This is a genomic window from Nostoc sp. (assembly GCF_036917415.1).
Classification (GTDB): domain Bacteria; phylum Cyanobacteriota; class Cyanobacteriia; order Cyanobacteriales; family Nostocaceae; genus Nostoc.
In genome coordinates this window covers 142,368-169,208 of the sequence record NZ_JBALDJ010000113.1, presented here as the reverse complement: position 1 = coordinate 169,208, position 26,841 = coordinate 142,368, and the positions used below count along the sequence as shown (strand labels likewise).

The following is a 26,841-nucleotide window of genomic DNA, read 5'->3' as shown; positions in this document are numbered from 1 at the left end:
AGTATATGGTTTCTGTTTTGGCGGCGGCTCTCCCTAACTCAACTCTCTCATAGAATCCATTTGTCAATAGGGTTTGAGACGCGCTAACCCTGGTATGAATTCTAGCAATCCACAAGTTGCCCAAATCATTAATCAGAGTAATCGTCCACTTTTGATTAGTGATGCTTTGGGCAATAATTATGGTGATGTCTTTTCTTTAAGCTATCTTTTGGAACCAAAAGTGCGATTTTTGTTGGTGAACAATCAAAAAATTATTAAGATTCCTGATGGATTTACTGATGTATTTTTACTTAATCCTTCAGAGACTTGGAGCAAAATAATAGAAAAAAAGTATAAATTTAAGACAGATATTGTTTATAATGATAACTATTATTCAATCTGTAAATTGGCTAAAATTCGTAATTTGCGCCGACGTAATATACAAATTAGTCATCTTTTAAGAAATAATTAACGGGTACATCCCAATTTTTATTTGTTAATGAGAAAATAATTGTCATTTCAACAGCATAATAAAAGTTTCCTACAAAAACATCCTACTAAACCCACTTTTCCCACTTCACTAAACAGTTAATTTTGTAGCTAAATATACAATCTTATCTAGCAAATTGCTACCTCCGCTACTTGACTAACTCACTATCTACAATTGCAATAGTTTTGAGAGTCATAAACTTATTTCGTTAAAGTAGATAATTATTGTACAAGTTATTGTGAAATTTAGTTATGCGACATCTCCAACTTGCTCCAAATAGGTTGCGGTTTCTTATTGTCATGTTGTTAATGGTGGGTATATTTTTTCGTTTTTTTAACATTGACCGCAAAGTTTATTGGCACGATGAGACTTTCACTTCATTGCGGATTTCTGGTTATACAACAAATCAAGTCAAGCAGCAAATATTTAATGGTCGCATAATTAATAAGGAAAGTTTTGCCAAATTCCAAAGTCCCAATATTGAGAAAGGCTTAAATGACACAATTATATCTTTGGAAGTAGACGATCCACAGCATCCACCACTCTATTATATACTCGCTCGGTTTTGGGTGGGAATATTTGGCAATTCTGTGACAGTAATCAGAAGTTTATCAGCATGCATCAGCTTGTTGATTTTTCCCAGTATTTATTGGCTGTGTCGAGAATTATTTAAAGCATCGGCATGGGTATCGGAAGTTGCGATCGCACTTATGGCAATCTCCCCTATTCAGTTAGTATACGCCCAAGAAGCACGAGAATATATTCTCTGGATAGTGACTGTATTACTATGCAGCGCTTCATTACTACGAGCATTACGGTTAGAATCAAAAGAGCGAGTGCTACGCATATTAAATTGGGGAATGTATGCAGTCACTTTGGTGCTTAGTTTATATACATTTTTGTTCAGTGGATTTGTCGTAGTTGCTCATGGAATTTATGTAATTGCCATTGCAAAGTTTAGATTTACTAAAACAGTAAAAGCTTATCTCTTAGCATCTTTAGCAGGGTTTTTAGCTTTTACACCTTGGATAATGGTTTTAATAGTTAACTTATTGCAAGTAAAGAGTTCAACAGCATGGACAAAGAGACATTTACCCCTAGACATTTTAATTAAATCTTGGCTTTTACAGTTAAATCGGATTTTTCTTGATTTAGACTTTGGCTTTGAAAATCCGTTTAGTTATGTAATTACACCCATTTTTTTAGTTCTTATTGGATATTCTATTTATTTTATTTGTCGAACAACTAACTATAAAATTTGGTTGTTTATCGTCACGCTGATTATAATTCCTGCATTACCTTTAATGCTACCAGATTTACTTTTTGGGGGTATACGCTCACTTGCCGAACGTTATTTATTGATTTCTTATTTAGGAATTCAACTAGCTGTCACTTACTTACTAGCTACGCAGCTACACAATAAAAGTTTTGCACGCCGGAGAATCTGGCAAATAATTATGGGAATAGTGATTATTTGTGGGCTAGTTTCTTATGGAGTGAGTTCTCAGGCTGAAACTTGGTGGAGTAAGGTTATTAGCTCTGGTAATCCACAAGTTGCAAAAATTATCAATCAGGCTACTCATCCACTTTTGATTAGCAATGATTCTGGTATTAATTATGGTAATGTCTTTTCTCTCAGCTATCTTGTACAGCCAAAAGTGCAGTTTCAATTAGTAAAAGACCGTTCTATCCCCAATATTATTGATGGATTCACTGATATTTTTTTATTAAATCCTTCAGATACCTGGCGCAAGCAAATAGAAACAAATTATAATTATAAAACGTTTGTTGTGTATAGTGACAAAAATTACTTGCTCTGGAAAATAGAAAATCCACATAGCAATGTATTTTTTAAAAAAATTAGGACGTAGCCAAAACTACATATTGTACTATAAAAAATTCATGTAGACAAATTCGCGTCTCGTAGAAAAGAGTCTTTATTGCCTCTACCTGGAAATCATTCTTTTCGACTATCTATTTGTGGAACTTTATATTAAAAAATATTTCCATATATCTTTTGATATATGGAAATATTTCATAGACTCATCATCTTTTATAAGAGATTCAAATAGTTTTTGATTACAGCAGTTTTCATGTATTTGAACAACATCTGTCGTAAGGGCACAGCATTGCTGTGCCCCTACCGCGTGGTCTATTTACCTGAAAATAGCTGTAAAATCAGCTAAAAACAACAAAAATAAATATTAAACAAATTCTCATCTGAAATTAATTTAAGTAATGGTACGATGCTTTAAATTATCCTTTGTGATGAATTCAATGATTCATTGAAAGGTGTTGTATGCAAATAACAGATTTTCTTGGTCTTTTACATCCAGCGATCGCAATTATATTCGTGTTTCCACTCATCGGTACAGTAGTTAATTTTGCTTGGCAAACACGCCAACGTAGAATGCAAATTTTAGCGGGGAGTAAGAGTAAAATTCCTCCAGTGGTGGGTGCAGAACATAAGCAGTTAGGTGAAAGGCTCACAAGTGCAGTTGTTGGATTAACTTTAATCGGATTAAGCTACCCTATTGGCAAAAATATCATCAAAAATCAATTATGGAATAAAACACCTTTTCAAGTGATTTTTATACTGCTAATATTTGCTGCTACCATCGCCTCGTTAGTATTTCTTTATTGGGCAAAACAACGGGTGTGGCGGGCAGTTTTTGCAACTTTAACTGGTGCAGGTTTAGTAATTCTAGGCTGTCAAGATGGAGTCTATCGCCTCACCAATGAGTGGTATTGGTCACATTATTATATTGGAATTACCGCAGCACTGCTAATGATTTTTTCATTAGCAATTGTTCAAGACATTTATCAAGATAAGTCCAATCGCTGGCGTATCGTCCATACCATTTTAAACTGCATTGCTTTGTTGCTATTTATTGGACAAGGCATGACAGGAACGCGAGACTTGTTAGAAATTCCCCTGAGTTGGCAAGAACCCTATATTTATCAGTGTAATTTTGTTAATAAAACTTGTCCAACGCCAAATCCCCAAGCACCAAAATAAGCAGGGGAAAAGAACCCAATGCCCTTCAGGAGTGCTGAGTGCTGAGTGGGGAATCTCACTTCTTTACTCAGCACGGGCTAAACGCCCCGCTTCCGCTAACGGAACTCGAAACTCGGAACTGTTTTGCCCAATGCCCGATGCCCAATTATGATAATTTATTTACTTGCCTAATCATTGTAGTGGCAGAGTGACAATTACTGTTGTACCAACACCCTGCTCACTTTCTAATTGAATATGACCACCATGTAACTCTACACATTTTTTAACGATGGTAAGTCCTAGTCCTGTTCCTTGAATTACTACTACCAAGTCTTGAATCAACTGCTGCATCCACTTTGCCCCATCAATCATATATTCATCCCACTGTTTTGCAACGCTTTATGCTGCTGGATGCATCGGGATTTTTGACTGCGATACCTGCGGTAAGCAACGCTAACGCACGCATGTAAGTAAGTCGGTGCAATAAAACCAAACTGTGTGAAGAAAAGTAAATAAGGCTCAAACTCTTTCTCCCCCTGCTCCCTGCCCCCTGCCCCCTGCCTTATCCCAACAATAATTATTTACGCCGACCTACTTAGACATAATGTAGCTCATTACACAAAAAATAAGTGGATAATTGTAGCTGTTACACCACATATCCACTCGATACTTACTGTATTAGGGTGATTACAAAAAACCTGACAAGATAATTAAAACTTGGGAAAGTTCAAACCAATTAACGTGACTCAGTTCCCTGATTGGGACTACCTGCTACAGAATCATTTTCTGGTGCTTCTGGTGTAGCAGTGGATTTACCATCACTCTTTTCAGCATCGCCAGTTTGGCGGGTACTTTCGTCAACGGTGGTTTGGTAGCCGCCAGAAGCGGTAGGTGTAGCTTCTTGATTATTAGATTTTTCTTTTTGTTCTTCAGCCATGACTGCATTCCTAATCTTTTATTCTTGGGATTATCTTAAAAAAATTAGGCGTGTGAGTGTATCTATCCAGAATATAGTTATGGCTGATTCGTTCCTCTATCGTAAGTATTGTTTAGTACTACTCATATATGCTGATAAAAATCCACAAATATAGACTTTATTAACCTGAGAACCCTTGCTGTCGTTAAGGGAAAACTCGGAATGGGTTTATCTCCAAGACGCTTTTAAAATTGCTTTATTGATAGTTGACAGAAAATAGCAAACGATCTGACTGGATCTGAATGAATAGTATGGTGTGATGATGGTGATACAAACTATCAAAGTGTAATTAATGAACCAGAGCAATCTATCGTTACCATCTGGATATGTACTTCGCAAGGCAACCTCTGCGGATCAGTGGTCGATTCGATTGCTGGTATTTTCAGCCAAACTCGACCCAACCCAATTAAATTGGCAGCAATTTTGGGTAATTGAATACAATGAGAATCTGATAGCTTGTGGACAGCTGCGTAATTTCTTAGGGGCACAAGAACTTAGTAGCTTGGTCGTTGCATCAGCTTGGAGAGGTCGCGGTTTGGGTAGTTTGCTAACGCAACATTTGATTAATACAGCAACGCAATCACTTTATCTGGAATGCTTAGGTCAACGGCTGGTGCAGTTTTACAGTCGCTTTGACTTTGTGCCAATATCTTTTGAAGACTTGCCACAATTTCCTAAGACAATAGGCTTATCTACGCTCAAGGAAAAATTTAGATTCTCGCAGTTAGCTAAAAGGCTGCTCAAAGTTCCTGTGGTGTTTATGGAATATCAAGGTCAGACTAATTCGTAATTCGTAATTTAAGATATGCAGAACAAGGCTTGATACAAGATGTTTCCAGCCCTTTACTCTCCCCCATTTCCTATTTCAACTTGGAGGTTTAGCAAAAATCGTTAGTAAGACAGGCCCTAGTAAATAATGGTGATTCAAACACAATAGCCCAGCAGAGGAGCCAAGAAGTTGACGTTGATTAGGGCTGTAGAGTCTAATTCCACGAGGAGAGACTGGCAATAATTGAGGTTCTGTCTCTTTTTTGGAAGTAATGTCAACCAAATAAAAGCGTCCGCCAGGAGAAAGTACCCGTGCTATCTCACTAACCACCTGTTTAGGTTGCAAATAGTGCAAGAAGCTGATAGTACTGAAAACTGCATCAAATTGACCATCAGCAAAGGGAAGAGACTCAGCTTTGCCCTCAATATAAATTAAGCGTGGACGGTGGCGGTTGCTCTGTCTTGCTACCCGCAACATATTAGCAGATAAATCCAATCCGGTAGCTCGGAGATCGGGAAACTGAGTAGCAAGGCGTTCAAGCAAGCGTCCAGTACCACAGCCTATATCAAGTACATTTGCTGGCTCTGGTAAATCGACGTACTCCAGCAACCGTTGGTGAACGGCTCGATAAAACACTGAAGGAAAGAACCAATCGTAACTTGATGCCCATAGGTCAAAAAGTAGCTTTTTGTGATTGAAAAAGTCATCAGTCATTAGTTTTCGCAGCTTTCTTAAAGCTTGATGCTTTTTGCGGGTAACCCTCTTCTATCACTTTGGGGAAAGAAAAATAAATGTAGGTTGGGTTGAACAAAGTGAAACCCAACTTTTCTAAGGTCTTTGGGTGTTGGGTTTCGTTCCTCAACCCAACCTACGTCTAAATTGATAAAAGTCATGAGAAATAAGGGTTTTAGATTTTTCTCTACCGATAGTGATTAAAGAGGGGTAAGTTTAGCTGCGCCTCCAAGAATTTGGTTAACAACACAAATTAACTATAGCGGTTCTGAATTGGTTGTACTATCGGGCTTTTGTCGAGTTAGTTACACGAAGTTAAAAACTGGTTAATATCTAGGTTCAATCCCAGATAAAATTAATGTTTCTACCGATTTGCTATCAAGGGGTTGGGAGAAAAAATATCCCTGTGCATATTTGCATTTCATGGCTCTAAGTTGTGCCAGTTGCTCCACGGTTTCTACGCCCTCTGCTATTACATCTATGTTTAGATTCTGTGCTAGAGCGACGATCGCTTGAACAATCTCTAAGTTTTCTCCATTAGCACCAATCTTAGCAATAAAGGAACGATCGATCTTCAAAGCATTACTGGGAAAGCGGTGCAGGTAACTCAAGGATGAATAGCCGATGCCAAAATCATCTAAGTGTAATTGGATATTCATCTGTTGCAGTTGCAAGAGCATAAAAGTTGCTAATTGAATATTTTCCATAAGTACACTTTCGGTAATCTCCAGCTTTAAACTGCCAGTTTCTAAACCAGTCTCTTGGATAATTTGGTTAATTTGCTCAATCAGCCCAGGTTGTGAAAACTGTTTAGTGGAAAGATTTACACTGATTGTTAAGGGTGGGTCAGTAGGAAATTGTACTTGCCAAGCACGCATCTGACGACAAGCCTCGCTTAGTACCCAATAACCAATAGGGATAATCAGCCCAGTTTCTTCTGCCAGGGGAATAAAGTTGTCTGGAGAAACTAATCCGTGTTGCGGGTGCTGCCAGCGAACGAGAGCCTCGAAGCCAATAATTTTGTAAGTTTCTAATAAAACAATTGGCTGGTAGTAAACCTGAAACTCCTGGCGTTCAACTGCCCGTCGTAGATCCATCTCTAACTCTAATAGCTGCGTTACTTGGGTGTACATGGTTGAGTCAAATATCTCATGGCGTGCCTTACCCAATGCTTTAGCACGATACATTGCAATGTCAGCGTCGCGCAAGAGTTCCTCCGGTCGGTTGTAACTACCCTTGCTCAGGGCAACGCCAATGCTGACGGTGGTAAATACCTCGTACCCACTGAGTTGGAACGCAGATGTCAGAACTTCGTGTATCCGCTCCACTACGCTTGTTACGTCATTGGCATTTTGGAGATCGTCAAGCAAAATTGTAAACTCATCTCCCCCTAGACGAGCAACTGTGTCTCCAGCACGCAGGCAATTCTCCAATCTGCGAGCAAGGGCAGTTAGTAGTTGATCGCCAATTGTATGACCGAGACTGTCGTTGACAACTTTGAAGCGATCTAGGTCTAGAAAGAGAACAGCGAATTTATAGTCTGTGCGTCGTTTTATCAGCATGAGCGCCCGTTCTAGCCGTTCCATAAATAAGGCGCGGTTTGGCAGACCGGTTAGTACATCGTGAAAGGCATCATGAATTAATTGCGCTTCTGCAAGTTTGAGAGCAGTAATGTTGCGAGCAATACTTAAAACAAAATATACTTCGCCATCGCTAGCCAATTCAGGCACAAGACGGGTATGGTAATGTCTTGTTTGCTGGGCGATCGCTAAACTGCATTCAAACTCCGTTTCTTCTTTCGTTTGAAAAACTTGCTGGAGCTTGCGATCGCATATCCGGCAAAATTCTTCCGGCAGATTTAACTCTGCGTTTGTTTTGCCGATAAATGTTTCGGCTGATATTCCTGTAATGTTTTCAATAGCTGGATTAACGTAAACGTAGCGCAATTGAGGGTTAAATCTGGAAATAATATCGGGTGCATTTTCAATTAGTGCTTTGAATTCTTGCTGGCGACGCGCTAGTGCCTCTAAAATTTGGTTCCGCTCGGTGATATCTTGAAAGACTAAAACTGCACCTGTGATGTTACCGTTGTCATCTTTAATCGGTGCAATACTATCATCAATTGGTATTTCTGTACCGTTTTTAGCAATAAGTATCGTCTGTTCTGGTAGACCGACAGTAACGCCTGACTGAAGGACTTGCGTTATCGGACTTTCAATTATTATACGAGTTTGTTCATGAGCAATATTAAATACTTCTGTTGCTTCTTTACCAAATGCATCTGAATAGTTCCAACCCGTCAGTTCCTCCGCAATTGGATTCATAAAAGTCACAGTTCCAGATTCGTCACTAGTAATCACAGCATCTCCAATACTTTTAAGTACAGTAGTCAGCCATTGTTCATTCTGTTTTAATTTTTTTTCCGTCCGATGTTTTGAAAGGGTAATTTCAATTGTGAACTTTAATTCTTTTTCTTTGAAGGGCTTGAGAATGTAACCAAACGGCTCTGTTACCTTTGCTCGATTCAATGTTGATTCATCTGCATTAGCAGTCAGATATATGACTGGAATATTAAAAATATTATGAATTATCTGAGCGGCCTCCACACCGTCCATATTTCCTTTGAGGTGAATATCCATTAAAACTAAATCTAGAGAACCATCTGCTGCTTTCTTAATTGCTTCTTCTCCAGAATCGGCAAGCCCCAGAACAGTGTATCCAAATTTCCTTAGCCGATTTTGTATATCCATTGCCACGATGAATTCATCTTCAACAACTAATATATTTACTGGGTTCATGTTTTTATTGAAATTATAAATTTATAAATTTTTAATCGGAAATATAATTTTATACTTTACTCCGTTATTGCTGCTAAAATCGATATTGCCTTTTAGCTGATGTGTTAGACCTTTTACTAATCGCAGACCTAATGATTCTGTATTATGAAAGTCAAAATCTTGGGCAAAACCGACACCATTATCACTGATAGTGAGTGTATATAAGTTTACTTCATCGAAGCAAAAGTCAATAGAAATTTCTCCCCCTTCTGTCTGGGGAAAGGCATATTTTAGGGAATTTGAAATAAGTTCATTGATAATTAAGCCGCAAGGAATAGCTGCATCAATGACTAGAAAAACCTCCTCAACATTCATTTTCAAGGTAATAGCGCTGGAATTAACGTTGTATGAATAAAATAAATTAGTTACTAAATCTTGAATATAGTCGGCAAAATTGATTCTTGCCAAGTCTTGAGACTGATATAGTTTCTCGTGGATCAGAGCCATTGATTCAATCCGGTTCTGGCTATCTTTGAATACCTCAAGGGCTTGATTGTCCTTGAGATACTCTGCTTGCAGGTTGAGCAGACTAGAAATAATCTGCAAATTATTTTTTACCCGGTGATGAATTTCTTTCAATAGCACCTCTTTTTCTTGAAGCGATGCTTTAATCTGCTCTTCTGCTTGTTTACGCTCCCGTCTCACTAGTGCCTCACGCAACTCGCGGGCAACAGCAGGGGTAAGTCGTGCTAGATTGCCTTTGATAATGTAGTCATGGGCACCAGCTTTCATGGCGGCTACTGCCGTATCTTCACCAATAGTTCCTGAAACGATAATAAATGGCAGGTCAAGTCCACTTTCCTTAACCTGCTTCAATGCAGCTGGAGCGCTAAAGGTGGGCATAGAATAATCGCAGATAACGATATCCCATGTTTGCTCTGCGATCGCAGCTTTCATGGCTGTAGGTGTATCAATCCGTTCAAAGATTACTTCATAGTCACCACGTTGTAGTTCACGCAGCAGCAACAAAGCGTCGTCTTCTGAATCCTCAACAAGTAATACGCGCAGTGGTATACCCATGTAATTCGTAATTCGTAATTCGTAATTAAGAAAGTCAGCCTTGCGTCTATAACCTGATTTTGGAGGATTGGTATAAGCTATATCCTCGGCGGTGATTCGTTTAAGACAAACCAGTACAATCCTAGTTGTCGCACCGCTTCACTGAATTGGGAAAAATCTACTGGTTTCCGAACATAGCTATTAGCACCCAAGCTGTAACCATTGATTAAGTCTTGCTCCTCCTTGGACGAGGTGAGAATGACTACAGGAAGGATTTTTGTTCTGTCGTCGGTACGCAGGTGTCGTAAAACTTCCAGACCATCCATTTTGGGCAGTTTCAAATCCAAGAGGATGATATGGGGCATAACGTTCATGTCGCGATCGGCGTAAACACCTTTACCAAAGAGATAATCTAGAGCTTCCACCCCATCGTGTGCCACCACCACCTCGTTCATAATATTGTTTTTCTTCAGTGCGCGTAGGGTTAGCGCTTCATCGTCAGGATTGTCTTCTACAAGTAAAATCATGTTGTATTCCTATAGTTAAAGGGTGAAGTAAAATGTTGCGCCTTGCTCCACTACGCTCTCAGCCCAGACACGGCCACCATGACGGTGAACAATGCGCTGCACAGTAGCTAGTCCGATACCAGTACCTTCAAACTCAGTCATAGCGTGTAGGCGCTGAAAAGCACCGAAGAGTTTCTCAACATAGGCCATATCGAAGCCTGTGCCATCATCACGGACAAAATATACAGGGGTGTCATTTTGCTGTAAAAGCCCAAATTCTATTCGGGCTTTTGGATGTTTACCTGTAAACTTCCACGCATTACCCAGCAGGTTTTCTAGCACGATCCGTAACAGATGAGCATCACCATTAGCAACCAATCCCGGCGTAATGATAAACTCTACTTGGCGTTCTGGTTGGGTTTTGTGCAACTCTGTAGCGATCGCCTCCACTAATGCGCTCAGATCGACCTTTTCGTAACGCATCTCACTACGCGTCAATCGTGACAGATTTAGTAAATCGTCGATCAGTTGTGCCATTCGCTGGGTGGCTGCACGCACTCGTTGGAGGTAGTTTTGACCTAGCCCGTCTAGCTTGTCAGCATAATCTTCTAGTAGTGCTTGGCTAAAGCCGTCGATACTCCGCAAGGGGGCCCGCAGATCGTGAGACACAGAATAACTAAATGCTTCCATCTCTTTGTTAGTGGCTTCGAGTTGTGCTGTGCGTTCTGCAACTCGCTGCTCAAGCTGGACGTTCAGGCGCAGAATCTCTGACTCCGCCTTTTTGCGCTCATTAATTTCAGTTTGCAATTCTTCGTTAATGTTTCTAAGTTCGGCAGTCCGTTTGTTAACCTCTATCTCTAACTGATCGCGAGCCTTTTGCAGAGAATTTTCCATCCGTTTGCGTTTGATAAGTTCCTGATTGGTGATTATGGCTGCGAAACCGACGATAACAGAAGCGATAATGCTGCCAAAAATAGTCAGCAAAGTTGTTTGATGAGCGCTGGCGTTCGCCTTCATCGATCGCTGTTTCAACAACTCATTCTCTTCTTTCTCCATAGCTGTGGTCAGGATTCGGATGTCCTCCATGATCTGCTGACCCCGATCTGTCTGAACTATTTGCAGCGCAGATTCTAAATTTTTGCTCCTGGCGTTAATCGTCTGTTCAATCAAAACCAGTTTTTTCGCAATCAGGGGTTCAAGGCGATCGAGCCGCCGCTGTTGATTGGGGTTATCTATAGTTAATTGGCGTAGAGCCTTAAGTTTCTGAGCAATGTCGCCAGTTACAGTGCGATACGGTTCCAGATACCGTTCTTTGCCCGTGAGAAGATAGCCCCGTTGTCCAGTCTCTGCATCTTTGATCTCTGACATTACATCTTTTGTCTTTTCAAGCACCTCGCGTGTATGTGTTACCCATTGAGAGTTTTCTCTATACTGAAGCAAACTAAGATATGAGATTATGCCAACACCAGTCATAATTGCGACTGCTATTACAAAACTGCCTGTATTCTTTTTGTAAATAGCCCATTCCATTTTTTACCTTCCTAGTTGAAAAAGTAGCTGCTGGCTAAATTTGGTCAAAACGGTGAGCCAGCGCTGTAGAACGGTAACAGTCGCTCTCTAGTGGCTATTTTCTTTTCTCTACGAGAGGCTACGCCAATGAGACGCTTTGCGATCGCTGCCTTAGCGCCGCTAGGATCGTCACGCGTTCCCGTCTTTGAAAGAGAAGGGTGAGAAGGGTAGCTAGCAGCCCAACTACTCGTCATAGTTTTAGTAACTGATACCAAGTTTCTTAACTTTGAGAGCGAATTAGCTCTAATAAAGGATATCTATATTGGTTAATGATTGTGAGCGTATATTTTCTGAGACATAAGAAGGCAAATAATAAATTTTGTTAAATTATTCAGTATATTTCCGTAGCCATTTTCACGAGATTTTCGCTTGCAAAAATTACATTAATGTGCTAGATAATATCAGTAATTGTACTTAAAAACTTTTACTCATATTAACTTGATATTAAATTGATCGATAAATACGCAGACTAGATAGAAACATAAAGTACTGTCAGTGACCTGAAAAATTCTGCATCGTTAAGGGATTGAGCCGAAATGTTTGTCAAATATGGCGGTTTTCGTTTGAGTGCAGTACAGTTTTGACCTCACTTCCATTCCTCTCTCCTAAGAGCAGAAAGGCTTTGAATCTTACTCCCCTTCCTTGCTAGGGAAGGGGTTGGGGGTTAGGTCTGTATTGGACTCAACTGTAAACTGCTATAGTGCCAATTTGCTGAAAAGCGTTGTCCTGTCTACATTTTTGCCCTGAGAATCGAGCTTTCTTCGGCTTGTGTGTATACCGTAGCTCACCAAGGGAAAGGCTTTGGTTTTTCCCCCTCCCCTACGAGGGAAAAGTTAGGGGGTTAGGTTTTGGGTTGGTTTTTCAATATGAAGTGAAAAGTCAGGACAAATTATCAGAAACTGTAGTACTTGAATGTGTAGTTAACAATACTCCATCTACCTCTGTAGAGAACCAAAGAAAAAGTAATAAGTGCATAAAACTACAAAACCTAACTGTATTTATTTATAAAGGTTCAAATACAACAGGACTTACGCACAGGTCACGGAAAATCAAACCACAGAGAACGCAGAGAACACAGAGGAATAAGAGTTAGAGAGGTTTTTTGCATAAGTCCTATACAAAAAACTCAATCTAGTTTGAAATTATCAAGGTGAAAAATTATGACAAGCTTTATTCAAGTTCACTTACACAACGATCTACTACACCCAGTCCGCGAGTGGTTGGAAACAATAGAAATTCATAACTCCAAATTGGCTCATTTCCTATGCAAAGCTATTCCTGCTCAGTGTCCCTTTGAACAAGACATTACGCTGTTTGGTTGGAAGCTATTTCATCTCCCTCCGATGTGTAAATTAAATCCCCTATACGAGGAAGTGGTTGGTTTGCGTTTTAAAGCGCTCTGTTATCTTGCTGATGAATGTGGTGAAGATATCACAGCTTATTGCTGATAGCCAGTTGGATTGTTCTTTGATCGAGCAGCGATCGGTAATTGCAGATTTACGGTTGTACTTACTTACTCAGGTTTATACTAAGCTAACGTACACCTAATTAGATGTTTAGCTATTAAGTAGCTAACACCTCGCTAAAGTGTTTCCAGACCGTATTGTTGCTTACCGTATCCTGCTGAAATCATTAACATCATCATGACGCACATCTTACTGATTGAAGATGAGGTCAAACTGGCACGATTTGTCGAATTGGAATTGAATTATGAAGGCTATCAAGTCAGTATTGCCTACGATGGATTGACTGCACTCACCGCAGCGCGTGAGTTGCATCTGGATTTAGTAATTTTAGACTGGATGTTGCCTGGTTTGTCGGGGTTGGAAATTTGCAGCCGCCTGCGAAGTATAGCTGAGAAAGTGCCGATAATCTTATTAACCGTCAAAGATGAAGTGAGCGATCGCATTGTAGGTTTAGACGCTGGTGCTGATGATTACCTCGTTAAACCGTTCAGCGTTGATGAATTATTAGCCAGAGTCAGCGCTCACCTAAGAAGAAGCAACCAAGCAGAGTACGCAGATGTTTTAGAATTTGAAGACCTAAGTTTAAATCGTCGCACGCGCGAAGTGTACCGAGATCGGCGGTTAATTGAGTTAACTGCTAAGGAATTTGATTTACTAGAATATTTGCTGGCCCATCCGCGACAGATAATTAGCTGCGATCGCATTTTAGAGGAAGTTTGGGGTTACGACTTCATCAGCGATGCCAACATCATTGAACCTTATATTAACTACCTGCGCCTGAAACTTGAAGCCAATAACGAAAAATGTCTCATTCAAACTGTGATCGGTGTTGGCTACACATTGCATGATTGAATTTGGGCATTGGGCAAAACAGTTCCGAGTTTCGAGTTCCGTTAGCGGAAGCGGGGCGTTTAGCCCGTGCTGAGTAAAGAAGTGAGATTCCGCACTCAGCACTCAGCACTCAGCACTCCTGAAGGGCATGGGGCAAAACAGTTCCGAGTTTCGAGTTCCGTTAGCGGAAGCGGGGCGTTTAGCCCGTGCTGAGTAAAGAAGTGAGATTCCCCACAGTGTAAAATCATGCTAAAACCCCAAAATCTTCTTTAATAGAAAAATTTGGGGTTTTTGGCAATCTCAGCAAAAACTCATCCAATTCAGAGTTAATTATATTAGGTAGGATGCACAAAGCTGCGATCGTCTAAAATCCAAAGTTAAAAACCCAAAATGGCATGACCTATCTAGAAACAGCAGCGCAATTCTATCGTGAAGTTGCCCAAACCCCGCAAGTTGGACTTTGTTGTGTACAAAGTACGCCCCTGCAACTACCAGGATTGAAAATTCCTTTGCCAATGCAGGAAATGAATTATGGTTGTGGCACTACTGTTCACCCCATCGAACTAGGAAACCAACCTACTGTGCTGTATGTCGGCGTTGGTGGCGGCTTAGAAGCATTACAATTCGCTTATTTTTCCCGCTATGCAAGTGCTGTAATTGCTGTTGAACCGGTTGGGGCTATGCGGGAAGCAGCTACACGTAATCTGGAAATTGCTGCTCAAGAAAATCCCTGGTTTAACACCAGCTTTGTCGAAATCCGTGAAGGTGATGCTTTTAACTTACCTGTTGCTAATGCTAGTGTCGATATCGTGGCACAGAATTGCCTTTTCAACATCTTTGAACCAGAAGATTTAACTCGTGCTTTAAAAGAAGCACATCGCGTATTAAAACCAGGTGGACGCTTGCAGATGAGCGATCCAATTGCTACTCGTCCAATTCCAGCACATCTTCAAGAAGATGAGCGACTGAGAGCAATGTGTTTATCAGGCGCACTCACATATCAACAGTATACTGAAAGGATTATAAATGCTGGTTTTGGTCAAATTGAAATTCGTGCCCGTCGTCCTTATCGTCTACTAGATTGCCAGACTTATAATTTAGAAGACAACCTACTTTTAGAAAGTCTGGATTCTGTCTCATTTAAAGTTGTAATTCCAGAAGATGGTGCTTGCATTTTCACTGGAAAAACGGCAATTTATGCTGGTTCTGAACCCTTCTTTGACGATTTAGCAGGTCATATACTTCAGCTAGGTATTCCGGCTGCGGTGTGTGATAAAACTGCTGCTAAACTTGCTGCTACCAAGCCAACAGAAATAATTGTTACCGATTCAACCTGGCACTATAGCGGTGGTGGCTGCTGTTAATTGATCTAAGAAAGAATTCAGTGTCAGGAGTCAGAATTTAGAATGGTTCTGTGCGACTGGGTAATGAATGCACAATTTGAATCTTTCACTAATTACATTCGGAATTCTAATTTCTGAATTCTGACTTCTTTTTTATAAACTCCAAAATGTTGTTAATCAGTATTTTTTTAGCTACGCTTTTTTTAGCATATTCAAATGGAGCGAATGATAATTTTAAAGGTGTAGCAACGCTGTTTGGTAGCCGAACTAGCAGCTATCAAACAGCAATTTTATGGGCAACTTTTACAACTTTTGCTGGTGCAATAACTGCAACTTTTTTGGCAGGAGGATTAATTAAAAACTTCTCTGGAAAAGGATTATTACCTGATGCGATCGCTAATGCCCCAGAGTTTCATCTGGCAGTAGCGATCGCTACTGGATTAACTGTACTCATTGCCACTCTCATGGGGTTTCCTATTTCCACAACTCACAGTTTAACAGGTGCGTTGGTTGGCGCTGGATTAGTTGCGATCGGACTACAAGTTAATTTTGCAGCCTTGGGAAATTCCTTTATTTTGCCTTTATTACTCAGTCCAATTATTGCTATTCCCTTAGGAGCAGGAATTTACAGCTTATCTGGCTATATTAATTCAAAATGGCATCTACCAGTCAACCAAAAAATGATTGATGTTTGCCATTTTTCCAGTGCTGGAATTATCAGTTTTGCTAGAGGATTAAATGATACTCCTAAGATTATTTCACTCATCCTAATTATTGAGTATTTCTCGATTCAAGGAGGAACGATCGCGATAGCGATCGCAATGGCACTTGGCGGTTTACTTAACTCTCAAAAAGTTGCAATAACCATGAGTGAAAAGATTACCTCAATGAATCATACTCAAGGCTTATCAGCAAATATAGTAACTGGGGTTTTGGTCATTGCAGCTACTCGGTTTGGGCTTCCAGTTTCTACGACTTACATTTCAGTTGCTTCTATTTTTGGTGTAGGATTAATTAGCAAAAAATCTAAATCTAATACTCGTGTTTTTTATCAGATTTTACTATCGTGGATTTTAACTTTACCAACTGCTGCAATTATTAGTGCAATCACCTACAGATTATTGCAAGGTTAGGGAAAATGAATATTGTTGTGGAATTGTTTAGGAGTAGTAACTAATGCGAACTCAAACAAAAATTTTACTAGATACAGCAGTCACAGCCTTTAAAAACAAACTCAGTTCACCTTTGACAAAAAAAGGAATCACTGTTTTACAAATTAATCTAGGTAAGCGTTGTAATCTTGCCTGTACACACTGTCATGTCGAAGCTGGGCCAAAACGTACAGAAGAACTTTCTCCTGAAATTTGCGAACAATTGATTTTACTAATCCATAAATTTCCTGAAATTAAAATTGTGGATTTGACTGGTGGTGCACCCGAAATGAATTATGGATTTAAGCCACTGGTAGAAGCAGCAAAAGCAACTGATAAACAAGTGATTGTCCGGTCTAATTTGACCATTTATTTTGAAGATGGATTTGGTGATTTACCAGAATACTTTGCTAAACATCAAGTAAGAATTGTGGCTTCCCTACCCTGTTACTTAGCAGATAATGTTGATAAAATGCGTGGTATCGGTGTTTTTGATAGTTCAGTCAAAGCTTTGCAGTGGCTTAACCAACTCGGCTATGGTAAAGACCAAAATTTAATTTTGGACTTGGTTTTTAATCCCCAGTTGCCCATTAATGAAAAATTTTCTTTAGCTCCCGAACAGAGTAATCTAGAACAAGATTACAAAATGTTCTTACAAGAACATTTTAATATTGTGTTTAACAATCTGTTTACCTTTACCAACCTACCAGTTGGTAGAACTAAAATGCATTTAGAACGGAGAAAACTATACACCAGCTATTTGCAGTTTTTAGAGTCGCATTTTAATCCCAGCACAGTTGAACATTTAATGTGTCGTGATGAACTTTCAATTGACTATCTAGGCAATGTATATGATTGTGACTTTAACCAAATGATGAATTTGCCTGCAAAAACTCGCAATGGTGAAACTTTGACAGTTGGCAAATTGTTAGAAGCTGGCAATTTAGACCTGATTAGTGAGGTACAAACTGCTGCTTATTGCTATGGTTGTACTGCTGGGTGTGGTTCTAGTTGTGGTGGCGCTTTGCTCTAATAACTAGAGCATTTACTTTTCTGGCCCGACATCTCAGAGGAAGAGTCAGCATTTGTACATTGCTTCGCAGTTTGATACTGCTGGCTTGGGTTGTTGAACACGCACAAACACTTGGTAAACGTTATTTACGTCTAGATTGCGATGCTTTGTGTTTGCGCCTAAGAGCAGTATATGAAGGCTTTGGTTTCCGTTATCACAGCGACAGACAAGTTGGTGCTTATTTTGTCTCTCGCTATGAATATCAAATACCTCCACAAGTTACCTAAATTGATATGTCTTTTATCGATGAAATTAATCCTGTCAATGCCTTGATTGGGGGAGCCAGCCAAGGTATTGGTTTAGGTTTTGTGAAAAAATTGCTACAAGATGACAGAATAGCTAAAGTTTATGCAACTTCTCGTCAGCCGGAATCGGCCTCAGAGTTAATAGTTCTTGCAGACGAATATCCTGAGCGATTAATTTGTTTGGAGATAGATATTACTGACGAGTTGCAGATTATTGAAGCTGTTCAAAAAATATCTACTCAAGTTGACAAACTGCATTTGGTAGTCAACTGTGTAGGACTGTTACATGAAGATACTTTGCAACCTGAAAAAAGCTTAAGACAGATCAATTCAGAAAATTTGCTGCGCTACTTTCAGATAAATAGTATTGGTGCTGTCTTGCTGGTTAAACATCTATTGCCTCTATTGCGGCATGGAGAACGCAGCGTGTTCGCCACTATTTCTGCTAAATTGGGCAGTATTGGCGATAACCAACTTGGGGGATGGTACGGCTATCGGGCTTCTAAAGCAGCACTCAATATGTTGATGCGAACTGCGGCAATTGAGTATAAAAGAAGTTGTCCGAAAGCATTAATAGTAACATTACATCCTGGTACAACTGATACACGTCTTTCCCGTCCTTTCCAGAGAAATGTCCCTGCGGAAAAATTATTTTCAGTGGAACGTACTGTTACCCAATTATTGGCTGTCATCGAACAGCTTCAAGAAGGGGATAGTGGACACTTTTTCTCGTGGGATGGGAGCAGATTGCCTTGGTAACTGCGTTACGCTGGTGCTAATGAAACCTACGTTATTTGTAACCTCAGCCTATGAAGTTTTTTGTGCCAGCAGCCAAGGATGATATCAAAGCAGAGCAGGTGTATAGTGCTCTTGCTCAGTCTCTTAAAGCACCCATAACCGAAAAGCGTATTTGGAAGTTACAGTGGTGCGATCGCGAAATTGATATGGAATGCGAGGTAGGTAAACCTTTACCATCCTTTTACCAAACTGGGAAAGAGCTAGTTCTAGCAATCTTTGAGTGCGAAAACTTTTATAAGATTTGTACTCTCAGCCGTGGAGGAATAAAGGGAGAGCCTATCTTGACTGGAAAAAACTCTCAATCATCAGCAACGTATTTTTCAGATAATATAAATAACTGACTCTACATTTTAATAGGCGATCGCCTGTTTGATAGAAGTAGATGCGATCGCAGTGCTAACGTAATAGATAAAATCGCCCACCAGATATCTCAAGGTATGACTAACATTCAGATTTCCTTACCTGAGTCGATAAAAGTCTTTGTCGAAGAACAAGTAGCTAAAGGCGGTTATAGTTCAGCCAGTGAATATCTTCAAGAGCTAATCTTTCAAGATCAACAGTGCAAAAGTCAAGAAGTAAAATGCGCTCAGTTGATGGCGAAGCTTCAGACACAAGGTCAACTGAACGATGAAGAGTTTGAAGTAGTTGCAGATAAGTTAGCTGATGAATTTGCGCTATGTGTTGGGTCAAATTTACCAGTGCTGTCAGATTATGCTGTGACTTGTGAGAGTATTTATGAGGATCATCCTTTTACAAGCCATACACAGATTTTTGTTGATTCACATAAATCTTATGAATAATTTTTACTATGCCTGTTCTTATCCTTTAGAAGTAGGCAGTGTAATCAAACCAGGTAATTGGGCACGAATATTAAAGTTATATACACCATCTCAAGGAAATCCCTGGGTAATGTTACGTGAAAAAATATTTGAAGATATTCGATTAGCAGAATTTTCTACAAAGCCTAGCAGATGGGAATCATTATTTTTATGTGAATCTGAGGAGGGTATATGTGAGTTCGTTATAACAAATAACAGAGTAATGGATCTGTTGTATGAAGTTGAACTTGTTGACTTTCATGCACCCAGACACAAAGGTTGTCTGATAATTCAAGGCATACATCCAAACGATAATTACTTATCCATAGAGCAGAAAGCATATCAGTATTGGCGTAGTTAAAATATACATAAGTCGGAGTTAGTGACATCTAGTCCTATCAGAATTCTTAGGTTGTTATAGGCGTAAGAAGTAATGATGCAGCTAAGAACTAGGAAACTCTAACTCAGCGTTTTCCCGTCCTAACTGCGCCACTTCAAATGGTAGGTGTCGCTCCAACCAATCCTCCAAATCAGCCATTACCTCGCGGTAATTGAGGTCACTCTGAATCTCGTGATAGGCTCCCGGATACTCGATTCTCAGCTTATCTTTACAGTTTACCCGTTGGTAAAAGATGTCGCTTCCCGCAGGTAAAGCTACTTGATCTGCACCGCCGTGGAGAATCAGTAATGGTAATTGCCAATCACCTGCGTGAGCATTAATCCAATCAACTGTTGCAAAGAATTCTGTAGCCAGACGGGCAGTAGCAAGGGTATGTCGCATTGTATCCTGAGCGATCGCGGCTAAAACCTGTGGATCTCGTGAAGCAGTACTGATGTCAATGCCTGTATTCAGGGTGAAACGCGGCCAAACACGTGAGAGCATTTTACCTAAAAGTACCCGAATAGGTGAAACTCCGACTTTCCCCAAGGTTGGTGCAAGAGCGATCGCACCCTGCAATACTGATGCTTGTTGGGGATAGCGCAGTATATAATTTAAGACAATCACTCCACCTAAACTATGACCCAAGAGAAAAATTGGGCATCCTGGATTCTGAGTCTGAATTAACTGTAAAAAGGCTCCTAAATCTTCGCGAAACTCACTCCAAGCGTTGATATAGCCTTGCTGACCTGGTGAGCGTCCATGACCGCGCAAGTCTAAGGCGTAGACAGCGTATTGCTTGGGTATGAAATGCTCAATTATATTACTGTAGCGATCGCTGTGCCCTCCAAGTCCATGCACAATGGCTAATATTGCCCGGACTTTACCCTCTGGATGCCAGCTTTGGTAATACAGTTCAAGTCCTCCAACACCCTGGAATCTGCCTTCTTTACGAGAAGCTAGGCGATCGCTATGGTCAATCATCTGGTTAATTTTTTACGTATTCTCCCAACAAGCTACTAAAAAGTCAATATCTATCAACATCTGTAGACATCGCTTTGGAAAAATTGCAAAATGCGCTGCTGGCTCTTTTGCCAACTGATTACCCTGAACCAACAGAATTAAAGCTGTTACGTTATGTTATTTACTCAATCATATATTGTGGTGAGAGATTATTGTTCTAAAAAGTTTGTAACTTTGAAATTTGATGTTCCCTCCCAACAGTGGTTCAAAAATGCACTTACTTGAGCATCTGCTGCATCAATCGATTCCCTAGATGCGTTAAATTGCACTGCTGTCACAATGTACTCAAAGATAATTACAAACTGCTTTTGGGGTGAAATTCTTTCGACTACAATTGTTTCACCTATCTTTGGGATTTGAGATACATTTACTACAAACGTCTCAATTTTCGGTTTATCTAATGGATTTTTGAAATTAAAGTATTTACAGTAAACAATAATTTTCACTTAGACAACCACCAATAACAATTCAAAATTCAAAATTCAAGAATATGTAGGGTGGAATAACACTTACTAAATTGTTGGATTTAGATCCTGACTTCTTGAACAAGTCGGGTATCTGTGAACAACTTTTGCTTAAGTAAGTACCATTCGTCCTATAGTTTATTAAAAAATATCTCCTAGCTTATACAAATTATCCAAAATTAGGCTACAGATGTAAACCTGGAAACTCAGATGCAATCTGACAAGTCTTAATTACGAATTACGAATTAGTATTATTTCCCTTGCCATAGCTGCCGCAACGACTGAAAAATCTTTACAAATCTTTCTTCTAGCCAGACCATAATATAATCAAGCCATTCCAAAAGTTGCTCTAAGGGGTGCTTTTCATAGCCAGTTGAAGTTGCTGTGGTTTCTATCCAGTCTGGCTGTGCCTCAACTTGACTGCTTTGGTGAAATTGCTGTTGCAAAATTTCCCCTTTACGACTCTCGCTTTTAGTTTGGGAAATGCGGGTTTGAGTTTGTTTTACAGAGGCGACTTTTCCAGATGTTTTTTGACTTGAAGCGAGATTGCTACTTGGTTGTTTTCTTTGCACCAAGCCAGATCCAATTTTAGGTTGTTTTACACTCAAATTCTTTTGTGGAAAATGCCCTATTGATAAACTTGGGGCTAAAGCAGGATTTTTCCCCCCAGAAAGTGTAACTGGCTTGTCAGCAACGGTTTTGGTGTCACCAAATAAATCATTCCACGTTAGCCAAGGATCGTCTGTTAAATCCTGATTTTCTACCAGAGGGCTTTTGAACAAAGCTTTTCTCAGGCGTGATGGAAATAGTTTATCTGGCAATCTCTCATTGCTGGTTGTTGTGTCAAGTGTTTTTCTATTACCAACACCAAAAAAGTAATTAAGCGCTGCCTCAATCAAAGCCTGAAAATTCTGTGAATGAGTTTCTAAATCATCAGCGTTAGGGGCAATTTCTCCTTTGGCAGCTAATTGCTCTTTGCCATAAAGAAATATGTTTAACTGAGTTTGGGCAACTTGGACAATTTTCTGGCTACGTTCTTGCACTGGGACTAAAGCATTCGATTCCAACTTAGCAATGGCTATATCTAGAAATGCTAATAATCTATCTGTATTGAGTAAATCTTTTGGTATATTCTCCGCTAAAACTGGAATTTCAGCTGGATTTCCGTCAGTAAGTTTTGCTAATAATCGGTCAATTTGTGGTAATAGCTGCGCTTCTTTTTTAGCTACAATCAAACGCCAAAACTGCCAGTAATTAGCAACTTCATTAATAATTCGGTCTTCTAATTTTGCCTGTTGCTGGGGTGTTAAGATATCTAGAATTTCATTGTCAGCAGTAACAAGTACTAAATTTCGACTCATTAAATTTGTGGCAATTCCTCGCACTATTGGAAGACACTGTTGAAGGGCATTGTCTAATTGTGAAGGGTTGAGACTGACAGCTTGATTAGCTGTAATATTTGATGATTGAGTAAGATTAGAGTTTTTTTCCCCGAATTTCAGCCGAAAAACTCCCAATAAAGCCAAGGGATTGAAATGTTCAGATGCTTTCGTAGGAGTGGAGGCGGGTTCATCTGATGACAGGTAATTGACTGCCTCTAGTACATTTTGAATGGGACTATCAGCATTGGGTAGAGTTTCAGGCTGGAAATCGGTATCATTTGGTTGTAACTTTAATCTAGTTTGTGGTTCTTTAGTATGTAGCGTTTTCCCAGATGATTCAGATGACTGAAACAGTAGATACACGGGGTAAAGTAGTACCTCGACACCCCACTTAGTAGCAACTTGCAAATGCCGAAAGGTGTGTTCCCACTGTTGTGTCACCCGCCGAGATTGCTGGTGGACAAAGTTAAATAGTCTGCTTTGATAACGACCAGAGGAACCAGAAGACATAGTAGTAATTTTTTAGTTCAAGTCTTGTTAAGTTGTGAGACTCGCGCCAAACAATAAAAACAACCAACACTTCATCTTAGCGAATATATGACCCCGACTGTCTCTCAATCCCAGACCAAATTTATCTCACAAGCAATTGAGCAACTGCGCTCTTTTTGTCAAGTTAATCTTCAGTCTACGTGGCTATATCAGGAATCTAACTTAGTTATTACTGATGTTGTAGCTGCTGATTTGTCTCATTGGCAACTAGTCCAGTTGAATGCTAAAGAACATATTGCTTGGACGGGCGGGAAAAAAGTGCTATGGCTAGCGCAAAGATTGGTAGTTCCCCAAGATTTACACGGTTATCCCTTAGCTGGGTTATCTTTGCGGCTGGCGCTGGTTTGGTGGGCGGATTCTGCTGAGATTTATGTAAATGGCGAGTTAGTGCTGGAGGGTGATTTATTTGATTGTTCGCCTAGAGTACTTCTCAGTCAGGGGGTGACGCCAGGGGAAGAGTTTATTGTGGCTTTGCGGTTAGTGAGTCCGGGACATTGTGATGGTGCTTTAGTGCGATCGCTCCTAGTTTATGAGTCTTATGTTGATAATAATCCCGATCCGGGTTTTGTGGCTAATGAGTTAGCTGTGGTGCAACTTTATTTGGAAAAGTTTGCGCCGGAGAGGTTGGATGTTTTGGCGGCGATGGTGGGGGAGGTTACGAACCGCAGAGGCGCAGAGGACACGGAGGAAGAGAAGGGATTGGTACAGTCGTTTTTAGCTCTACGCCAAAATTTAATTCAATCCGATATCTTAGCCCCCTTTTTGAAGGCTACGGATATAAAATCTAAAATTTTTTTATTGGGTCATGCTCACTTAGATTTAGCATGGTTATGGCCTGTGAGTGAAACTTGGAATGCGGCGCAAAATACTTTTGAGTCGGTTCTGAAGTTGCAAGAAGATTTTCCTGAGTTAATTTTCTGTCATTCAAGTCCCGCACTTTATGCTTGGATTGAAGAACATCGCCCGGATTTGTTTAGGACGATTCAAGCACAGGTAGCTGCTGGACGTTGGGAAGTTGTCGGCGGAATGTGGGTGGAACCAGAACTCAACTTAATTGCTGGTGAATCAATAGTCCGTCAGCTACTATATGGTCAACGCTACATCCAGGAAAAATTTGGCAAGCTTTCAACTGTGGAATGGGTTCCAGATTCTTTTGGTTTCTGTGCAACTTTACCGCAGTTTTTCGCTAATGCTGGAATTGAGTATTTTGTGACGCAGAAGTTGCGGTGGAATGATACTACTAAATTTGATTATGAGGCTTTTTGGTGGCGATCGCCTGATGGAAGCGAAGTCTTTAGTTTGATGTCTGCACTCATCGGTGAAGCTATAGACCCGGTTAAAATGGCAACTTATGCTTTTGAATGGCAAACCCAAACTTGTTTACCAGAATCTCTCTGGCTTCCCGGTGTCGGCGACCACGGCGGCGGCCCCACCCGTGATATGTTAGAAACCGCCCAACGCTGGCAAAAGTCGCCTTTCTTCCCAGACTTAGAATTTACGACGGCTGAAAAGTATTTACAGCAAATCAGTAAAGGAGGCAGGAGGCAGGAGACAGAAGGCACTAGTTATGATTCTCCCCCATCCCCCCCTGCTTCCCCTGCTTCCCCTGCTCCCTCTTCCTTCCCCATTTGGAATGACGAACTCTACTTAGAGTTCCATCGCGGGTGCTACACTACCCACGCTGATCAAAAACGCTGGAATCGTCGTTGTGAAAATTTATTGTATCAAGCTGAACTATTTGCTACCTTGGCAACTGTAAGCTGTGGTGTGACATATCCCAAGGCAGAAATTGAAGCAGCTTGGAAATTGGTGTTATTTCAACAGTTTCACGATATTTTACCTGGTTCTTCAATTACCCAAGTTTACACAGATGCCTTGCCCCAATGGCAACAAGTGGAACAAGTGGGAACGAAAATATTACAGGAATCACTTTTAGCGATCGCATCTCACATTCCCTTATCAGAACCACCAAAACCCGATAGTCTGCCTATTTTTGTTTTCAATTCTCTTAATTGGCAACGTTCTGAGGTAGTCTCCGTAGCCTTACCCACACCACCAACAACTACCCAAAAATGGCAGATTTACGATGCTTCTGGCAAGCAGCTTGTCTCCCAATTATCTGAACCATCAACCCTACTATTTCTCGCCACCGAAATTCCACCCGTAGGCTACCGCATATTTTGGCTTTCCCCTTCACTCCCCAGTACAGACGAGATTAATCGTGTCTCTTTCTCATCTCCCCCACTCCTCCCAGACTGGATTTTAGAAAATGAATTCTTACGAGTTGTTATAGATCCTGACACCGGAGATTTATCAAGTGTTTTTGACAAAACTTATCAGCGAGAAGTTTTGAGTGGGGCGGGAAATCAACTGCAAGCTTTTAAAGACAGTGGTCAATATTGGGATGCTTGGAATATAGACCCCAATTATGCTCAACATCCCTTACCCTCAACAAATCTTCAATCTATTCAATGGTTAGAACAAGGCCCGGTGCAAAGTCGTGTGCGCGTGCTGCGTCAGTTGGGTGAATCGGAATTTTGCCAAGACTATATTCTGCAAGCTAGTTCACCTCTGCTGAACATCGCTACAACTGTCAATTGGCAAGAAAATCATGTATTAGTGAAAGCTGCTTTTCCTTTAAATATTGAAGCCGACTTTGCTACTTATGAAATTCCCTGTGGCGCGATTCGCCGCCCAACTAAACCGCAAACACCCGCAGAACAAGCAAAATGGGAAGTTCCTGCTTTGCGTTGGGCTGATTTAACAGCAGAGGACACACAGACAAATACCGCAATCCCAAATCGTTATGGTGTCAGTTTGCTCAATGATTGTAAATACGGTTATGACAGCAAACCAAATCAACTCCGCCTAACACTGCTACGCAGTTCTAATTGGCCAGACCCAGAGGCTGACCGAGGTTTTCACGAGTTCAAATATACCTTGTATCCTCATGCTGATAGTTGGGAATCAGCCCATACAGTACGGCGTGGCTATGAATTGAATATACCGTTGCAAGTGATATTGAATTGGCCACTGGCTCAACACTCTGCTACGGCTACCGGCACTATTGAAAGAGTAAGTTTCCTAGATTTATCAGCTGAAAATTTAATCTTGATGGCCTTGAAGCCATCTGAAGATGATCCACAGCAGTTAATTCTGCGATGTTATGAATCTCACGGAGAAACAGCCAAGTTATCTTTGCAAAGTGATTTAGGGTTGAATTTAGAAAATACAGTAGATTTATTAGAGCGTTCCGCCAGTACTGAATTTTCATCTCAGCAACAAATCTTGATGATACAACCTTGGAAAATCGCCAATTTCAAGGTAAGACCAGCGATTAATCCCAGTCTGGAGTGATATCATGTCCGGTGAAAGACTTATCATTAAGACCGCAGTTCTTGCTGGGGGCAGGGGGCAGGGGAAAAGAGGGTTTTCCAGTTTCTGCATAGATTACGGGAATTATAA

At 40.4% G+C, this 26,841-nt stretch carries 25 protein-coding genes and 1 pseudogene; 15 read left to right on the top strand and 11 right to left on the bottom strand.

Annotation, left to right across the window (positions count from 1 at the left end; all coding sequences use genetic code 11):
• Positions 1–73: 73 nt before the first annotated feature.
• The 3 genes from V7K41_RS25355 to V7K41_RS25345 all read left to right on the top strand — a co-directional run bounded on the left by V7K41_RS25355 (position 74) and on the right by V7K41_RS25345 (position 3,488).
• On the top strand, positions 74–451 hold the full coding sequence (locus V7K41_RS25355; protein WP_334852672.1) for a hypothetical protein: 378 nt from the start codon (positions 74–76) through the stop codon (positions 449–451).
• 269 nt (positions 452–720) lie between these two features.
• A complete protein-coding gene (locus V7K41_RS25350; RefSeq protein WP_334852670.1) occupies positions 721–2,340 on the top strand; it encodes a glycosyltransferase family 39 protein in 1,620 nt (539 codons plus the stop codon).
• A gap of 428 nt (positions 2,341–2,768) precedes the next feature.
• On the top strand, positions 2,769–3,488 hold the full coding sequence (locus V7K41_RS25345) for a DUF4079 domain-containing protein (RefSeq protein ID WP_334852668.1): 720 nt from the start codon (positions 2,769–2,771) through the stop codon (positions 3,486–3,488).
• Positions 3,489–3,659: 171 nt separating this feature from the next.
• Here V7K41_RS25345 and V7K41_RS25340 read toward each other — a convergent pair.
• Together V7K41_RS25340 and V7K41_RS25335 are read right to left on the bottom strand one after the other, a co-directional pair.
• Positions 3,660–3,785, bottom strand: a pseudogene (locus V7K41_RS25340) (ATP-binding protein); the annotation flags it as partial.
• A 418-nt stretch (positions 3,786–4,203) separates the two neighbouring features.
• Positions 4,204–4,404: a hypothetical protein gene (locus tag V7K41_RS25335; protein WP_334852667.1), complete on the bottom strand. Its 201-nt coding sequence runs from the start codon at positions 4,402–4,404 to the stop codon at positions 4,204–4,206.
• 331 nt (positions 4,405–4,735) lie between these two features.
• Here V7K41_RS25335 and V7K41_RS25330 point away from each other — a divergent pair, with 331 nt between their 5' ends.
• Complete coding sequence (locus V7K41_RS25330) at positions 4,736–5,233, top strand: GNAT family N-acetyltransferase (RefSeq protein ID WP_334852665.1); 498 nt, start codon at positions 4,736–4,738, stop codon at positions 5,231–5,233.
• Positions 5,234–5,308: 75 nt separating this feature from the next.
• Here the strand turns inward: V7K41_RS25330 and V7K41_RS25325 are convergent, their stop codons facing one another.
• The 6 genes from V7K41_RS25325 to V7K41_RS25300 form a co-directional block, all read right to left on the bottom strand.
• The gene (locus V7K41_RS25325) at positions 5,309–5,926 is read right to left on the bottom strand and encodes a class I SAM-dependent methyltransferase (protein WP_334852663.1); all 618 of its coding nucleotides are present in this window, start codon (positions 5,924–5,926) and stop codon (positions 5,309–5,311) included.
• A gap of 344 nt (positions 5,927–6,270) precedes the next feature.
• Entirely contained in the window at positions 6,271–8,742 is a 2,472-nt protein-coding gene (locus tag V7K41_RS25320) for a GGDEF domain-containing response regulator (RefSeq protein WP_334852661.1), read from the bottom strand.
• A gap of 21 nt (positions 8,743–8,763) precedes the next feature.
• Positions 8,764–9,801 carry a sensor histidine kinase gene (locus V7K41_RS25315; protein WP_334852659.1) on the bottom strand — a complete coding sequence of 346 codons (1,038 nt, stop codon included), beginning with the start codon at positions 9,799–9,801 and terminating at the stop codon, positions 8,764–8,766.
• A 77-nt stretch (positions 9,802–9,878) separates the two neighbouring features.
• Positions 9,879–10,307: a response regulator gene (locus tag V7K41_RS25310; protein ID WP_334852657.1), complete on the bottom strand. Its 429-nt coding sequence runs from the start codon at positions 10,305–10,307 to the stop codon at positions 9,879–9,881.
• A gap of 15 nt (positions 10,308–10,322) precedes the next feature.
• Positions 10,323–11,816: a sensor histidine kinase gene (locus V7K41_RS25305; protein WP_334852656.1), complete on the bottom strand. Its 1,494-nt coding sequence runs from the start codon at positions 11,814–11,816 to the stop codon at positions 10,323–10,325.
• A 44-nt stretch (positions 11,817–11,860) separates the two neighbouring features.
• Positions 11,861–12,049, bottom strand: a complete 189-nt coding sequence (locus V7K41_RS25300; RefSeq protein WP_334852654.1) for a hypothetical protein — start codon at positions 12,047–12,049, stop codon at positions 11,861–11,863.
• Positions 12,050–13,015: 966 nt separating this feature from the next.
• On the opposite strand from V7K41_RS25300, the gene V7K41_RS25295 reads away from it, so the two are divergent.
• The 10 genes from V7K41_RS25295 to V7K41_RS25250 all read left to right on the top strand — a co-directional run bounded on the left by V7K41_RS25295 (position 13,016) and on the right by V7K41_RS25250 (position 19,940).
• A complete protein-coding gene (locus tag V7K41_RS25295; RefSeq protein ID WP_334852652.1) occupies positions 13,016–13,303 on the top strand; it encodes a Mo-dependent nitrogenase C-terminal domain-containing protein in 288 nt (95 codons plus the stop codon).
• A gap of 195 nt (positions 13,304–13,498) precedes the next feature.
• Positions 13,499–14,173, top strand: a complete 675-nt coding sequence (locus tag V7K41_RS25290) for a response regulator transcription factor (protein WP_334852651.1) — start codon at positions 13,499–13,501, stop codon at positions 14,171–14,173.
• A 374-nt stretch (positions 14,174–14,547) separates the two neighbouring features.
• A complete protein-coding gene (arsM, locus tag V7K41_RS25285; RefSeq protein WP_334852649.1) occupies positions 14,548–15,516 on the top strand; it encodes an arsenosugar biosynthesis arsenite methyltransferase ArsM in 969 nt (322 codons plus the stop codon).
• A 146-nt stretch (positions 15,517–15,662) separates the two neighbouring features.
• Positions 15,663–16,628, top strand: a complete 966-nt coding sequence (locus V7K41_RS25280) for an inorganic phosphate transporter (RefSeq protein ID WP_334852647.1) — start codon at positions 15,663–15,665, stop codon at positions 16,626–16,628.
• A 43-nt stretch (positions 16,629–16,671) separates the two neighbouring features.
• Positions 16,672–17,679 carry an arsenosugar biosynthesis radical SAM (seleno)protein ArsS gene (arsS, locus tag V7K41_RS25275; protein WP_334852645.1) on the top strand — a complete coding sequence of 336 codons (1,008 nt, stop codon included), beginning with the start codon at positions 16,672–16,674 and terminating at the stop codon, positions 17,677–17,679.
• A 59-nt stretch (positions 17,680–17,738) separates the two neighbouring features.
• Positions 17,739–17,945: a hypothetical protein gene (locus V7K41_RS25270; RefSeq protein ID WP_334852644.1), complete on the top strand. Its 207-nt coding sequence runs from the start codon at positions 17,739–17,741 to the stop codon at positions 17,943–17,945.
• A 6-nt stretch (positions 17,946–17,951) separates the two neighbouring features.
• Positions 17,952–18,722, top strand: a complete 771-nt coding sequence (locus tag V7K41_RS25265) for an SDR family NAD(P)-dependent oxidoreductase (RefSeq protein ID WP_334852643.1) — start codon at positions 17,952–17,954, stop codon at positions 18,720–18,722.
• 50 nt (positions 18,723–18,772) lie between these two features.
• Entirely contained in the window at positions 18,773–19,102 is a 330-nt protein-coding gene (locus V7K41_RS25260; RefSeq protein ID WP_334852641.1) for a hypothetical protein, read from the top strand.
• A gap of 96 nt (positions 19,103–19,198) precedes the next feature.
• A complete protein-coding gene (locus V7K41_RS25255; protein ID WP_334852639.1) occupies positions 19,199–19,561 on the top strand; it encodes a ribbon-helix-helix domain-containing protein in 363 nt (120 codons plus the stop codon).
• Positions 19,554–19,940 (top strand): DUF2441 domain-containing protein, encoded by a 387-nt coding sequence (locus tag V7K41_RS25250; protein WP_334852637.1) that lies wholly within the window; start codon positions 19,554–19,556, stop codon positions 19,938–19,940. Before V7K41_RS25255 ends, V7K41_RS25250 begins: the two co-directional genes overlap by 8 nt.
• 81 nt (positions 19,941–20,021) lie before the next feature.
• Here the strand turns inward: V7K41_RS25250 and V7K41_RS25245 are convergent, their stop codons facing one another.
• The 3 genes from V7K41_RS25245 to V7K41_RS25235 all read right to left on the bottom strand — a co-directional run bounded on the left by V7K41_RS25245 (position 20,022) and on the right by V7K41_RS25235 (position 23,337).
• Positions 20,022–20,942, bottom strand: coding sequence for an alpha/beta hydrolase (locus V7K41_RS25245; protein ID WP_334852635.1), 921 nt, complete (start codon positions 20,940–20,942; stop codon positions 20,022–20,024).
• Positions 20,943–21,130: 188 nt separating this feature from the next.
• Entirely contained in the window at positions 21,131–21,427 is a 297-nt protein-coding gene (locus tag V7K41_RS25240; RefSeq protein ID WP_334852633.1) for a hypothetical protein, read from the bottom strand.
• 269 nt (positions 21,428–21,696) lie between these two features.
• Positions 21,697–23,337 carry a hypothetical protein gene (locus V7K41_RS25235; RefSeq protein WP_334852632.1) on the bottom strand — a complete coding sequence of 547 codons (1,641 nt, stop codon included), beginning with the start codon at positions 23,335–23,337 and terminating at the stop codon, positions 21,697–21,699.
• Between the two features lie 87 nt (positions 23,338–23,424).
• Here V7K41_RS25235 and V7K41_RS25230 point away from each other — a divergent pair, with 87 nt between their 5' ends.
• On the top strand, positions 23,425–26,733 hold the full coding sequence (locus V7K41_RS25230) for an alpha-mannosidase (RefSeq protein WP_334852630.1): 3,309 nt from the start codon (positions 23,425–23,427) through the stop codon (positions 26,731–26,733).
• The last annotated feature ends 108 nt before the right edge of the window (positions 26,734–26,841 follow it).

Bases quoted from the DNA above. Each gene is read 5' to 3' on its own strand.
- V7K41_RS25350 (WP_334852670.1), top strand. From the start codon at position 721: ATGCGACATCTCCAACTTGCTCCAAATAGGTTGCGGTTTCTTATTGTC.
- V7K41_RS25345 (WP_334852668.1), top strand. From the start codon at position 2,769: ATGCAAATAACAGATTTTCTTGGTCTTTTACATCCAGCGATCGCAATT.
- V7K41_RS25335 (WP_334852667.1), bottom strand. From the start codon at position 4,404: ATGGCTGAAGAACAAAAAGAAAAATCTAATAATCAAGAAGCTACACCT.
- V7K41_RS25330 (WP_334852665.1), top strand. From the start codon at position 4,736: ATGAACCAGAGCAATCTATCGTTACCATCTGGATATGTACTTCGCAAG.
- V7K41_RS25325 (WP_334852663.1), bottom strand. From the start codon at position 5,926: ATGACTGATGACTTTTTCAATCACAAAAAGCTACTTTTTGACCTATGG.
- V7K41_RS25320 (WP_334852661.1), bottom strand. From the start codon at position 8,742: ATGAACCCAGTAAATATATTAGTTGTTGAAGATGAATTCATCGTGGCA.
- V7K41_RS25315 (WP_334852659.1), bottom strand. From the start codon at position 9,801: ATGGGTATACCACTGCGCGTATTACTTGTTGAGGATTCAGAAGACGAC.
- V7K41_RS25310 (WP_334852657.1), bottom strand. From the start codon at position 10,307: ATGATTTTACTTGTAGAAGACAATCCTGACGATGAAGCGCTAACCCTA.
- V7K41_RS25305 (WP_334852656.1), bottom strand. From the start codon at position 11,816: ATGGAATGGGCTATTTACAAAAAGAATACAGGCAGTTTTGTAATAGCA.
- V7K41_RS25300 (WP_334852654.1), bottom strand. From the start codon at position 12,049: ATGACGAGTAGTTGGGCTGCTAGCTACCCTTCTCACCCTTCTCTTTCA.
- V7K41_RS25295 (WP_334852652.1), top strand. From the start codon at position 13,016: ATGACAAGCTTTATTCAAGTTCACTTACACAACGATCTACTACACCCA.
- V7K41_RS25290 (WP_334852651.1), top strand. From the start codon at position 13,499: ATGACGCACATCTTACTGATTGAAGATGAGGTCAAACTGGCACGATTT.
- arsM (WP_334852649.1), top strand. From the start codon at position 14,548: ATGACCTATCTAGAAACAGCAGCGCAATTCTATCGTGAAGTTGCCCAA.
- V7K41_RS25280 (WP_334852647.1), top strand. From the start codon at position 15,663: ATGTTGTTAATCAGTATTTTTTTAGCTACGCTTTTTTTAGCATATTCA.
- arsS (WP_334852645.1), top strand. From the start codon at position 16,672: ATGCGAACTCAAACAAAAATTTTACTAGATACAGCAGTCACAGCCTTT.
- V7K41_RS25265 (WP_334852643.1), top strand. From the start codon at position 17,952: ATGTCTTTTATCGATGAAATTAATCCTGTCAATGCCTTGATTGGGGGA.
- V7K41_RS25260 (WP_334852641.1), top strand. From the start codon at position 18,773: ATGAAGTTTTTTGTGCCAGCAGCCAAGGATGATATCAAAGCAGAGCAG.
- V7K41_RS25255 (WP_334852639.1), top strand. From the start codon at position 19,199: ATGACTAACATTCAGATTTCCTTACCTGAGTCGATAAAAGTCTTTGTC.
- V7K41_RS25250 (WP_334852637.1), top strand. From the start codon at position 19,554: ATGAATAATTTTTACTATGCCTGTTCTTATCCTTTAGAAGTAGGCAGT.
- V7K41_RS25245 (WP_334852635.1), bottom strand. From the start codon at position 20,942: ATGATTGACCATAGCGATCGCCTAGCTTCTCGTAAAGAAGGCAGATTC.
- V7K41_RS25235 (WP_334852632.1), bottom strand. From the start codon at position 23,337: ATGTCTTCTGGTTCCTCTGGTCGTTATCAAAGCAGACTATTTAACTTT.
- V7K41_RS25230 (WP_334852630.1), top strand. From the start codon at position 23,425: ATGACCCCGACTGTCTCTCAATCCCAGACCAAATTTATCTCACAAGCA.